The sequence below is a fragment of the Mesorhizobium sp. RIZ17 genome (assembly GCF_051127865.1).
Taxonomy (GTDB): Bacteria; Pseudomonadota; Alphaproteobacteria; order Rhizobiales; family Rhizobiaceae; genus Mesorhizobium; species Mesorhizobium humile.
In genome coordinates this window covers 5,317,515-5,329,891 of sequence record NZ_CP147861.1, presented here as the reverse complement: position 1 = coordinate 5,329,891, position 12,377 = coordinate 5,317,515, and the positions used below count along the sequence as shown (strand labels likewise).

The 12,377-nt window shown below is 62.0% G+C and carries 10 protein-coding genes, 1 tRNA gene and 1 pseudogene; 5 read left to right on the top strand and 7 right to left on the bottom strand.

Annotation, left to right across the window (positions count from 1 at the left end; translation table 11 throughout):
- Nucleotides 1–78: 78 nt before the first annotated feature.
- The 4 genes from WDX12_RS25860 (at nt 79) to WDX12_RS25845 (ending at nt 4,713) form a co-directional block, all read left to right on the top strand.
- Entirely contained in the window at nt 79–642 is a 564-nt protein-coding gene (locus tag WDX12_RS25860; RefSeq protein WP_320298056.1) for a polysaccharide biosynthesis/export family protein, read from the top strand.
- A 10-nt stretch (nt 643–652) separates the two neighbouring features.
- Nucleotides 653–1,783, top strand: coding sequence for a glycosyltransferase (locus WDX12_RS25855; protein WP_320298057.1), 1,131 nt, complete (start codon nt 653–655; stop codon nt 1,781–1,783).
- Between the two features lie 99 nt (nt 1,784–1,882).
- Nucleotides 1,883–3,418, top strand: a complete 1,536-nt coding sequence (locus WDX12_RS25850; RefSeq protein WP_434722516.1) for an undecaprenyl-phosphate glucose phosphotransferase — start codon at nt 1,883–1,885, stop codon at nt 3,416–3,418.
- A complete protein-coding gene (locus tag WDX12_RS25845) occupies nt 3,415–4,713 on the top strand; it encodes an O-antigen ligase family protein (protein WP_320298059.1) in 1,299 nt (432 codons plus the stop codon). Before WDX12_RS25850 ends, WDX12_RS25845 begins: the two co-directional genes overlap by 4 nt.
- On the opposite strand, the gene WDX12_RS25840 is transcribed toward WDX12_RS25845, so the two are convergent.
- The 6 genes from WDX12_RS25840 to WDX12_RS25815 form a co-directional block, all read right to left on the bottom strand.
- Nucleotides 4,705–6,471, bottom strand: a complete 1,767-nt coding sequence (locus WDX12_RS25840; RefSeq protein ID WP_320298060.1) for a tetratricopeptide repeat protein — start codon at nt 6,469–6,471, stop codon at nt 4,705–4,707. The genes WDX12_RS25845 and WDX12_RS25840 overlap by 9 nt on opposite strands.
- Nucleotides 6,472–6,720: 249 nt before the next feature.
- The gene (locus tag WDX12_RS25835; RefSeq protein ID WP_434722515.1) at nt 6,721–7,566 is read right to left on the bottom strand and encodes a hypothetical protein; all 846 of its coding nucleotides are present in this window, start codon (nt 7,564–7,566) and stop codon (nt 6,721–6,723) included.
- A gap of 61 nt (nt 7,567–7,627) precedes the next feature.
- Nucleotides 7,628–7,810: a hypothetical protein gene (locus WDX12_RS25830; RefSeq protein ID WP_320298062.1), complete on the bottom strand. Its 183-nt coding sequence runs from the start codon at nt 7,808–7,810 to the stop codon at nt 7,628–7,630.
- Nucleotides 7,811–7,832: 22 nt separating this feature from the next.
- Nucleotides 7,833–9,221: a hypothetical protein gene (locus tag WDX12_RS25825; protein WP_320298063.1), complete on the bottom strand. Its 1,389-nt coding sequence runs from the start codon at nt 9,219–9,221 to the stop codon at nt 7,833–7,835.
- A 68-nt stretch (nt 9,222–9,289) separates the two neighbouring features.
- A complete protein-coding gene (locus tag WDX12_RS25820; protein WP_320298064.1) occupies nt 9,290–10,612 on the bottom strand; it encodes a TfuA-like protein in 1,323 nt (440 codons plus the stop codon).
- Nucleotides 10,609–11,823 carry a YcaO-like family protein gene (locus tag WDX12_RS25815; RefSeq protein WP_320298065.1) on the bottom strand — a complete coding sequence of 405 codons (1,215 nt, stop codon included), beginning with the start codon at nt 11,821–11,823 and terminating at the stop codon, nt 10,609–10,611. Before WDX12_RS25815 ends, WDX12_RS25820 begins: the two co-directional genes overlap by 4 nt.
- A gap of 148 nt (nt 11,824–11,971) precedes the next feature.
- Here WDX12_RS25815 and WDX12_RS25810 point away from each other — a divergent pair.
- Nucleotides 11,972–12,048: transfer RNA gene (locus WDX12_RS25810), tRNA-Pro, on the top strand.
- A gap of 64 nt (nt 12,049–12,112) precedes the next feature.
- On the opposite strand, the pseudogene WDX12_RS25805 reads toward WDX12_RS25810, so the two are convergent.
- Nucleotides 12,113–12,310, bottom strand: a pseudogene (locus WDX12_RS25805) (sugar-binding domain-containing protein); the annotation flags it as partial.
- Nucleotides 12,311–12,377: the final 67 nt, after the last annotated feature.

Sequence of the window (12,377 nt, the reverse complement as noted above, 5' to 3'; positions counted from 1 at the left end):
TAACAGGATGATAACGGTCGCACTTTCCTGGGGTTGGCCGCGACTTGCGGCAAGAGCGATGAAGGTTCCTGGCCGGTCATGAAAAGCAATGCTTCCCTCTTTCGCGCTTTGCTTGCCCTGTCGCTGCTCACCGGCTGCTCGAGCTACCGCCCGACACCCGCCGCCTTCCATGAAGTGCTCGACCAGCCCTATCGGCTCGGCGCCGGCGACCGCGTCCGTGTCACGGTGTTCGAGCAAGATGGATTGACCAACACCTACAGCGTCGACCAGTCCGGCTATCTCTCCTTCCCGCTGGTCGGCTCGGTGCCGGCGCGCGGCCACACCGCGCAGCAGTTGGAAAAGGAGATCGCCGACAAGCTGCGCCAAGGCTATCTGCGCGATCCCGACGTCTCGGTCGAGATCGACCGCTACCGGCCGATCTTCGTCATGGGCGAAGTGGGCGCTGCCGGCCAGTATTCCTATGTGCCGGGACTCACGGTGCAAAAGGCGGTCGCCATCGCCGGCGGCTTCACGCCACGCGCCAATCAGGGGAGCGTCGACATCACCCGCGACATCAACGGCAAGGTGATGACCGGACGGGTACTGACATCCGATCCGCTCCTGCCCGGCGACACCATCTACGTCCGCGAACGCCTGTTCTGAAAAACCCGTCGTGGCGGTGAACCTCAGGATCGTCCACTGCTTTCGCTCACCTGTCGGAGGAATCTTCCGGCACGTGCGCGACCTGGCCGAGGCGCAGGTCGCCGCCGGCCACGCGGTGGGAATCGTCTGCGACTCGACCACCGGCGGCGACTATGAGGAACGCTTGTTCGAGGCGATGAAGGACAGCCTCGCGCTTGGCATCCATCGCACGCCGATGCAACGGCATGTCGGGCCGGGCGACCTCGCCTCGGCCTGGCGCACCTATCGAATCATCCAGGAATTGCGGCCGGACGTGCTGCACGGACATGGCGCCAAGGGTGGCGCCTATGCCCGGCTGTTCGGCTCATTGTTGCGGGTATCAAGGTTTCGCGTTGCCCGCCTCTATTCGCCGCATGGCGGCTCCCTCCACTATGACGAGACGACGGCGACAGGAAAACTGTTCTTCGGCCTGGAGCGCTTCATGGCGCGCTTCACCGACTGCCTGCTGTTCGTTTCCGACTACGAGCGCAACACCTATCGCCGCAAGGTCGGCGAGCCGCCCATACCCAACCGGCTGGTCTATAACGGCCTGCGCGCCGCCGAATTCGAACCGGTGGCGACCGCGGCGAATGCCGCAGATTTCCTGTACATCGGCATGATGCGCGACCTGAAAGGTCCCGATATCTTCATCGATTCGCTGGCTTTGGCCGGCAGCGAGTCGGGCCGTCCGCTGAGCGCCGTGATGGTCGGCGACGGCGACGACCTGCCGCGCTACCATGCGCAGGTCGAGCGGCTCGGCCTCAAAAACCACGTCCGATTCCTGCCGCCCATGCCGGCAAGAGACGCTTTCGCGCTGGCCGAGTCGATCGTCGTGCCGTCTCGCGCGGAGGCGATGCCCTACATCGTGCTCGAGGCTCTCGCTGCCGGCATGCCGATGATCGCGACGGCGGTCGGCGGCATTCCGGAAATCTTCGGCGAAAACTCCCCTGCCCTGATCCGCCCCGACCCCTCGCAACTCGCGGCCAAGATGCAGACGGCGCTCGGCGATTTCGACGCCTATCGCGGACAGATGCCGCAGACGGACGAGCTCAAAGCCCGCTTCGGAGCCGATGTGATGGCGGCCGAAATCGAGAAGGCCTATTTCTCCGCGCTGAACAGATAGGCTTGCGGCCGCCCGAACGGCTCCAAAACCACCGGTTGTTTCAAGGCTTTCTTAGCTCTCTTTTGCTATGCAGTTGCGCGAAGCTCGCGGACAGTTCCCATGAATGAAATCGACCCCGCGCACCGCTTTTCCATAGATGCGGTGCGCAACTACGACGCTCCCGCCGGAAGCGAAAAGCCTGGCGGCATCAATGATGTGGCGCGCCAGGTCGCCTCGCAATACCGGCGCGATACCATGTCGCCGATCATGGTCAGCGGCGTGCTGCGCATGGTCGAGTTCGCCATGCTGTTCCTGTCGGGTCTCGGCGTCTATTTCTACTATGTCGGTTTCTTCAACTATCTGGCCTGGCAATATCCGCTGGCGATCGCGGCGACGTCGTTCCTGGCCGTGGTGCTCCTCGACGTGACCGACTGCTATCAGATCGCGGCGCTGATGCGCCCGCTCGCCAATTTCGGCCGCGTGCTGCTGGTCTGGGCCGGCAGCTTCGCGCTGATGGCGCTCACCGCCTTCGCCATCAAGGCGTCGGAAGACTATTCGCGCCTGCTGTTCGGCACCTGGTTCGCGGTCGGCTTCGTGTTGATCTTCGGCCTGAGACTCGTGATGTCCAGCCTGATCCGGCGCTGGGCGCGTGACGGCCGGATGGAGCGCCGCGCCTTGATCGTCGGCGGCGGCAAGGCGGCCGAACAGCTGATACGCTCGGTCGAGAAGCAGCCCTACAACGACATCCGCATCTGCGGCATCTTCGACGACCGCAACGACAAGCGCTCGCCGCCGATCGTCGCCGGCTATCCCAAGCTCGGCACGATCTCGGAGCTCATCGAATTCGCCCGCATCGCTCGCATCGACATGCTGATCGTGTCGCTGCCGCTGACCGCCGAATCGCGCGTCTTGCAGCTTCTGAAGAAACTCTGGGTGCTGCCGGTCGACATCCGGCTTTCGGCGCATTCCAACGCGCTACAGTTCCGGCCGCGCGCCTACTCCTATATCGGCTCGGTGCCGATGCTCGACATCTTCGACAAGCCGATCAACGACTGGGATTCGGTCGCCAAGCGCGCCTTCGACATCGTCTTCTCGCTCGTCGGCATCATCCTCTTTTCGCCGGTGATGCTCGCCACCGCGATCGCCATCAAGCTCGACAGCAAGGGCCCGGTGCTGTTCAAGCAGAAGCGGCACGGCTTCAACAACGAGATCATCGAGGTCTACAAGTTCCGCTCGATGTATGCCGACCGGTCGGATCCGACCGCCAGGCAGACGGTGACCAAGAACGATCCGCGCGTCACCCGTGTCGGCCGCTTCATCCGCAAGACCTCGATCGACGAGCTGCCGCAGTTCTTCAATTCGTTGCTCGGCTCGCTGTCGCTGGTCGGGCCGCGCCCGCATGCCATCGCCGCGCAGTCGCACAATCTGCTCTACAACGAGGTGGTCGACGGCTACTTCGCCCGCCACAAGGTCAAGCCCGGCGTCACCGGCTGGGCGCAGATCAACGGCTGGCGCGGCGAGATGGACACCAACGAAAAGATCCGCATGCGCACCGAATACGACCTCTATTACATCGAGAACTGGTCGATGCTGTTCGACCTGCGCATCCTGTTCCTGACGCCGATCCGCCTGCTCAACACGGAAAACGCCTATTGAGCGCTATCGCCCATGAGTTGCCGGCGTCGGCGGTCAACGCCAAGCTGATTTCGCTGATCGCGTCGGCCGCGATCGGCATCGGCATCCTGCTCTCCGGCTTCGTCATCAGCGAACCCGCGCCTTACGAAATCTACATGGCCGGGCTGATCGCCGTCTGGGCGCTGTTCGGCCTTCGAATCTCGCGCGCGATCGTGCCGTTGCTGGTGCTGCTGGTGGCGATGAACATCGGCGGCATGATCGCCATGACGCAGATGGCGGACCTCGCCAACACGCCGCTCTATCTCGCCGTCTCGCTGTTTCTCGCCTTCAGCGCGGTGTTCTTTGCCTCGGTGACCTCGGTTCAACCGAGCCTCTACCGGCTGATCTTCATCGCTTATGTCGTATCGGCGGTGGCGACGTCGCTGCTTGGCATCGCCGGTTATTTCCATGCCTTTCCCGGCGCGGAAATGTTCACCAAATACGACCGAGCCGCCGGCGCCTTCCAGGACCCGAACGTGTTCGGGCCGTTCCTGGTGCTGCCCGGCACTTACCTGCTCTACCTGCTCTTGACCGGCCCGGTGTCGCGCATGCCGCTGCTCGCCTTGCCGCTGCTCATCATCACCGCCGGCATCTTCTTCTCCTTCTCGCGCGGCGCCTGGGGCATGTTCGCGGTGTCGGCGGTGCTGCTCACCGCGTGCCTCTTCCTGCAGAGCGCCAGCGGCAAGTTCCGGTTGCGGGTCGTGGTGATGACGATCGCGGCCGTGGCGCTGCTGATCATCGCCTTCCTGGTCATCCTGCAACTGCCCGGCGTGTCGGATATGTTCACCCAGCGCGCGCAGCTCGAGCAGAGCTACGACTCGGCACGGCTCGGTCGCTTCGCCCGCTACGCGATCGGCTTCCAGCTGGCGATGGAACACCCGTTCGGCATCGGTCCGCTGGTTTTCGGCACGATCTACGGCGAGGACACGCACGACATCTGGCTGAAGGCGCTGATGGATTACGGCTGGCTGGGCTTCGTCTCGTTCCTGACGCTGACGCTGTGGACGATCGGCGCCGGCTTCCGCATCCTGTTGCGCGACCGGCCATGGCAGCCCTATCTGCTTTGCGCCTATGTCGCCTATCTCGGCAATATCGGGCTAGGCACCTTCATCGACATCGACCACTGGCGCCATCTCTACCTGCTGCTCGGGCTGGTCTGGGGCGCCATCGCTCTGGAGTATCGGCACCAACGGGAATTGAGGCTGGCGCGAGTTCCCGTTCCGGCAGCGGCCGCGGCGTCTATCGCGCGGCACGCTCCTGTCGCCGCGCTATTTTAACCCTGCTTTGCGCAGGCCATCGACAAGCAGCTCAGTGTCCTCGGGATATTTGTGCGGAGGAACTTTCCGCCATTGCTCGGTGGTGAAATTCGGGTGCACCTCCAGCAGCGCACGGGCATGCCTTTCCGCTTCCTGGGTGTTCCCGAGATAGGCATGGCTCGCCGCCATAAGCCGATGGCTCTCGGAGCCATCCCGCATCTTTTGCAGCGTCTCTATCGTTTTTTCATATTCGCCCAGCTGAAAATAGGCGTCGCCCAGATACCAAAGATAAGCGTCGGGGTAGTAAGGGTTCAGCCGCATCGCCCGCTCCAGCAGCTTCACGGACCGCTCCGCCTGCCGAACATAGACAAGGCAGTCGCCCATCTCGGCCAGCAGGTCGGCGTCGTTGGGATTGAGCTGCAGAGCACGTTCGTAGGCGGCGATCGCTGGATCGTGCTCTTTCTTGTAGAGGTGGGCCAGGCCCATCTCCGAGTAACCGCGTGCATCGAGGTCATCGTGCAGCACGGCCAGACTCGCGAGCTTCAACGCCTCGTTCAGCGCAGCTTCCGGATCATTGGTCCACGCATAGCGCCATTCGACGTTGAACGTCCGTGACAGCGCTGCATAGCTGCGGGCATAGCGAGGATCGAGCGACCTCGCCTGCTCATAAAGCCGCCTGGCATGCCAATTGCTCTCCGGTCGGAAGCGGAAGCTGAGATCCTGCCCGCGCAGGATCATGCCGTAGGCATGAATGTTGGGATGATTTTGCGACATCAGCCGCCGTCTCTCAGCCATGTCGATATGCACGGCCAGCCGCGAAGCGGTCGTCGCGGTAACGTCGTCCTGGAAGGCGAAGATATCCTCAATGCTACCGTCGTAGCGTTCCGACCAGATTGTATGCTCGGTTTGCGCCTCAACCAGGTCCATCGCAACCCGGAGACGAGTGCCCGCACGGCGCAGGCTTCCCGTCAGGAGATAGCGAACACCCAGTTGATTGGCGATCTCGCGCAGCGATCGTGTCTGCGTGACGACGGCCAATGTCGAGTGCCGAGCAATGACCATCAAGTTACGGAACCGGCACAGGTTGGAAATGAGGTCCGCGACGACACCCTGGCACAAATGAAGGTCCGCTGGGTCACCCGAAACGTTCTCAAGCGGCAAGACCGCCAGTGAACTCTCCGGCACGAAACGCTCAGTCGCAGGGACAAAGTGTGGCGCCGACTCCCTTGGCTCCGCATGTGCCAATTCGAAGTCGACCGCGAAGACCTCGACCTCTTCAGCAATGTTCTTCAGCTTTTGCTTGCCCAGCGACCGGAACGAACACTCCGCCTCACCGCGAACGAATTGGCGAACGGATTCGGCGATGCATATGCCGCGCGGCTCCGCCAGCGACTGGATTCGAGCGGCCAAATTGATGCTGTGGCCATAGATCTCACCATCGCTTGCGATCGTGTCTCCAACGGTAATGCCGATCCGGTAGGCGATGGGATCCTCGCCGCCTGACCACACGGTCTCGTTGGACAGTTCCCGCTGCATCTCGACCGCGAAATGCAATGCCAGGGTCGGGCTAGGGAACAAAGCCACCACGCCGTCGCCGGCAGTATCGACAACTGAACCGCCATAATCGCCAACCAGGCCGCGGATGAAGCTGAGCGATTGGGTCAGGCGGACAACCGTCCCTGCCTCATCCTGATCCATAAGGCGGCTGTAGCCGTGCACGTCCGCATAGACGATCGCCGACAGCTTTCGATTAAGCAGCTCGAATCGGCTTGTGACCATTGCTCTTCCCGCCGGCGTTCCCAGCAACCACCGGGCACTGCAGCATAGCACGCTGAAATCGCTAACAGCAGCCGAGAAAGAAGGACGTGCTCAAAGGAATATTGCTGAGATTTAAAGGAATTAGCTGCTTCTAATGCAACGCACGCGCGATCCGGGTGCGGAAGAGCTCCGCCTGGTTGATCGCTAGCCGCGGCCAACCCTTGGCACCGTGAAGAAGCCCCGCTCCGTCAGGCATTCATTGCATGCAGGTCAATCGCTGTTGCCACCGCCGCGGGCGCTCATGCCGCGCGCGCTCATTCCCCTTGCGCTCATGCCACGCGCGCTCATTCCCCTTGCACTCATCCCGCGTGCGCTCATGCCGGCACTGTCCATGCCGCCCGGTCCGCCGCCGCCGAGTGTCGCCGCAAGCAGCACATCCTCGAACATGCCTGTCTCGACATCCATGCGCACTGTGTAGTCGGCCTTGTCGTAGGACCAGACGCGCAAGCCATCGGCGAAATCGAAGTCGGCTGCCGCGAGGCCCGTCAGTCCGGTCGGACTGGGTGAACGGGCGGGACTGAACGTGCCGAGATCTTCCGCGACGAGTTCTCCATCACCGTGCACAAGGAATATTATGGGCCTTGGCAGGTCGTAGTAGCTGCCCTCAAAACTGAAGCCATATATCCTTGCAAACCTGCCGTTTTGCAGTTGGTCCTCAAGGAGCCTGTTCTTCCCGCTTCGGTTTGCGGCGCCCGGGCGGCGCCCGATGAATTCGAACCCGCCCTCAAGCTTCATGAAATAGCCGACGAAGCTATTCCCGCCGGTCACCTGGATTATTGCACCGGCCGGCGTGTCATCCTTGGTCCACCGACCGTCAGCGCCGCCTACCGTGTACACGCCGATCTGATCCAGGACCTTCTGTTTCCAGACAACAATCTTGCTCTTCTCCGCCAGACGCACACCATTCACGACCTTGTTGCCAGTCAATGCCGGTATGTTCTTGGCGGTCGCCACCTGCGCCACGATAGGATTCAGAAGTGGGTTCACAACCTGCAGATCGATTACAAAATGGCCGAATAGATTAATACCCGACACGCTAAGAAGGCTCTCTACCATAGCCGCAACCCTCCGGTTCCTGGATCATATATCTAGTGTCAAACAGTATGATTTCTTGGCATCATGCGGCCTTTTGGCTTCTATTTTGTTTCTCAGTCCCTTCCACCTCATGCGTCACAACATAAGTGCGATCGCTTTCACGCCATAATACGCTTACGATCCTGCCTCGCTTTTTGGATATGCTGTCTACATGAGCCTGCAACAATTCAATGTCGTCCATGATTTCCGTCACGACGTAAGGCATTGAGCATTCCTCCTCATCTGACTCAAAGAACGCCGGCCCTGCTTCTTGCCAGTCTGTCTCGCGTTCCCGTCTGTCTCGCAACACGCAGATGCCGTGCACAACAAGCGCCATGACGTGCCGGCACGAACACCCTCGGCAAACCGAAGTGGCTTTTGGGCCCAAACGGCTTGATCTTGGGGCCGGCGCTTACAAAACCGATCGCGCGACGGTTGAGGTTGACGTCGATGATCGTGCGCCAGCGTCCGCCTGTCATCAGCCTGTCAACGGCGCGCAACGTGTATCCGACTTCCGCGTAGCTGAGATCGTCCGGCGAAAGCCGCCGCCAGGTTTCGGCGAGAAGCATGCCGAGCTCGTCGCGCGAGGCGACCAGTGCTTCGCGAAACGCCAAAGGCGACGCCGCATAGGCTTCGTCGAACATCGGCTGGATGGCGCGAAAATAGTCGGGACTGTCCTCCAGCCGGTCGGACAGATCTTCCTGGCTTTGGGTGATCAGACCCCTCGCGACCAGCTCTTCGTGGAAAAGGTCGACAAAAATGTCGAACATCGCGCCAGTGAGCGGCTGGGCGAGAGCATGCTCGTCGCTCCAGCCCTGGACGAAATCCAGCATCGACAGCGGGTTGGCCGCGAGCCTGATCTGGCTGTTGGAGGATAACTCGGCGATGCGGTTGACGAGATTGTGCGTGTAGAGATTGCCGTGACTGGTTTCCAACAGCTCATCTATGACTGAATCGAAATGCAGGGCGGTGATGAGCGCAGCGAGGTCGGCCGAGGATTCGTGAAAGCCGTAATATTCCGCGCTGGCCGTCCCGAGGTCGGGCACGCCGATGATGGAATAGATGACGCAGTGGCCGACCTCGTGGGCGACAACGTCGAAGTTGAGGGTGAACGGCTCCACCTGGCCATCCGGCGTCTCGTGGATGCCGACCTCCAGAAAGCCGTAACCCATGAAGGCGTTTTCGTGCAGATTGCGCTGTATCACCAGTTCCAGGCGGTCGAGGTCGCGCCGGAAATGCCATCTGATGGGATGGCCGAAATATTTCTCCCACACGTCCAGCGTGAAACGCACCGAGCCGAACAGATGCGCCGCCTCGAATGTCGGATCGTCCGGGCCGATGTGATCGAAATGCCCGTCGAGATCGGGAAACGCCGGGGGAAAGACGTCGCCACGCCAAGGCGGCATCAGATAGAGCGGGTCGCCGCGGACATTTTCCGCAAGACCGTAGGCAAACGCCTTGCCAATAGGGTCGACGACATACATGCGCCCGTCGCCCGGGCCAGGGCCGACCGACCCCGCCGGCGACGACACGAGCACGATTTCGGGCCGACGAAAAGCTTCCAGGAACGGCGCCTGGGCGAATAGCCGGAAGCGCGTCCCGTTCTTGAATACAGAGCCTTCCTCTCCAGATGTCACGCTTGTCCCCTCGCATGGACAAAGGCATGCACGTCAAACTGGCTGCGATATCGTCGGCGAATGCGGTTTCAAGTTAGCCCGTTTTCATCGGTCAGGCCAGAGTCATCGGACGAGCCGCGGCCGACCATGAAAGCATACTCATGCGCCAGCAGGTCGTAGAATTCCTCGATGCCAGGCAATCCGATGGAGATGGCATAGTCGTCAATGTCTCGAGGCACGGCGCGGCCGAGTCGTTTCTCGAAAAACCAGGCTGCGAGCAGGGCACGCGGCACCGGCGCGGACAGCGACGGTGCCCGCTGCCTGGCCAGAGCCTTGTCTCGATAGTCGGGGTAGAGACCCAGTTCGCGCAGTCGGTCTAGGATGGCTCGGTGCAGTTCGGCATCGCGATCTCGCGCGAGCGTCTCGACGGCCGCATCATCCTCGATCATGCGATCAAGACCGGGAAGATCCATTCCATTGTCGCGCGCCCAGTCGACGACGTCCGTCTGCCGCATAAGCCCGCGCCGCGAGCGAAAATCGCCCATGGCACGCTTGACCGCCTGGCGATCCGGTGCCGCCTGCTCGCCGCGGGCCAGCAGACGAAGCAGCGCCTCGCGGCGCAATTGCGCATAGTCGCCACGCAACCGAAGCTCATCGAGAATGGCAGCCTCTTCAGCCGTTCCGCCCGGCTGCGCGGTTTCGTTGCGCCAGGACGCATTGTGCCAATTCTCCGTCCATTCGAAATGGAAGTCGGGAGGCCCCTGCGCAGCCCCACTGCGGATAAATGCGTCCATCTCCTTCAGCAGCTCCAGCCCGTCTTGGCGCTTCCTGTCGACCTTGCCCGTTCGCAGCCAGGTCGCCAATTCCTGCTCCGTACGGTGATCGCCGATGTCCGCCAGCACGTCAGGCCAGGTTCTTTCCCGGTAGAAGCGTGCCTTCGACGAAGCCGCAAGGCGCGCCCCTGTCGGTCTGTCGATGATACCTTCTGCAACCGCCTGCTCGAGCGTCGCGCGGATATTGACCATCGGCTCGCTCAGATGGATGTAGCCGGTCTCCGGCGGACCATGAATGAGCGCGACCTCGTCGTCGTCGGTGAGCTCGCCGTCGCGATAGGCTTCGAAAATACGCCCGACGCCGCGCATGCCGAACGAGTGCAATTCCGCGGCGCGGAGCGCGCCCATGCTGGACGCGCCGAATATGGCGATCCCTTGCGTCAAGGCCCAAAGTATCTCCTTGTGCAAGACAGCCGGCTGACCGTCGAAATAACCGTCGATGACGCCGATTGCCCTGGGGCGGTCGCGCGTGGCGGCATAAAGATCTCCCTGTCGCACGGGAGGGCGGAATTCGAATCCGTCGTAAGACGCGATGTCATGCGCGCGCAGGCTTGGGCCGCAAAAGACGATCGGATTCACGGTCCGCCATCCGACATTCGGCGGGCTCGTTTGCCCGGCATATAGGCGTCATGGTCGTCGGGGCCTTCGAGGCCAGGTATCACAACGCGAACCACAGGCAGGCCGATATCCTCCTTGGACAGATCGACGGCGATGATCTCGCTTACGCCTGCCGCCTGCAGCCTTTCGACCAGCCAGGCCACATTGCGGGCAATCCCGTGTGCAGCCCTCTCCCCGGCAGAGCCAAGTCGCCTCGTGCTGGATCGTTCGGCCAGCAATCTCTCTGCCTGCCGGCGGCGTTTGTCCCGGTAGGCTTCGCTATATTCCTCGGCGGTCAGATCGTCTCGTGCCGCCGATACGTAGGTCGTTCGCACCTGAGCGGCCTCGATAAGCGCCTTCAGCAAGGCGGTCTCCGGCAGCGGGTGTGCTGCCGCGCCTATGCCATAGTGGCTGTTGCGGTCCCGGCGATCCGCGATCAGGCAGAAAAAGGCCGGCACGCCGATGTCGGAGGTCGTTTCCCACGCCGCGACGTCGAAGTCCGCGCCTTCCAGTTTCTTCAACACTTCGCGACACGGGCCGTCCGGCGCACTGCCGAGGTCGACGCCGGTGCGCCGGCGGCTGGCGGACGGTATCCGGTTCCACAAGGCAGTCGCGTCGCGTTCGATGATTTCGCAAACCCCGTGGTGGATCGCTTCATCGGCTGTATTTCCCGAGGCGAGCCCATTGCTGCTGCAATCGAAGAAGCCGCTTCCAGGAGGCGGTGGCACAGTGAAGTTGGCCCGCACCGACTCGTATGGCAGCCAGCGCTTCCCGCCGGAGATCATCTCCTGGCCTTCAATCCACAGCGTCACAATGTCCTTCGTGAATGCCCTGCCGGTGATGCGAGCCAGCCTCCCAATCTCGGCGAACCGATGCGATTGGGAGAGCTCAGCCATGCTGCCGAGTTTCAGCGGGCGCTCGATGTGCTCCGCATGGTAAAGTTCCGCCGCTTCCATGAGGCCCGAAGCCGTGGCCGATTCCAGGTCGATGCCCTTGCCTTGTGAAACAGCCAGCGATCGGGCGTTGGGGCGGCACACCATCACCACCGGTATGCCTATGCGATCAAGCCCGGTCACATTGGCGACCCTGGTAATCCCCATCTGCGCCCAGTGCGGGCGAAACCGAGCAATCACGCTCTGAGCGCCGTCTGCGCGATCAGGAATTCCCGGTACGGCGCCATTCGCCAACGACACTGAGGTTTTCTCCGAGAGATCAGGAAAGCTTACCGATTTCCACCGACGCCCAACAGATCAGGTCTGGCTGGTCAGCCTACAATTTCGAGGATTTTGCCCGACTGGCCCTTGCACTCCACCCTTTGAGAATATAGGGCTTTGCGCGGTCCGGAGTGTAGCGCAGCCCGGTAGCGCACTTGACTGGGGGTCAAGGGGTCGTCGGTTCGAATCCGGCCACTCCGACCATTAAATCCTTGAAATCCCCCGCGAAGGCATCACGAACCGTGCGCGGCGAATTTATGCCCGCTGGCTAGGCCTCATGCGCGGCCAGCATGCGCCGCGCACTTTCCTCGTCGGTGATCAGGATGGTCGGCGCGATCAGGTTCATGGCGCCGAGCAACGCCTCGGTCTTCTCGGCGCCGCCGGAGGTGAGGATGCGGATCGGCGCCTTGCGCAGGCGGTCAACATCGACCGACATCACATGGCTGTTGACGGGATGGTCGACCAACGGCGCCGGCAATGAAGCGGCTCCGTGCCAATCAGCAACAGCCACCGCACCAAGTCCCGGGATTTGA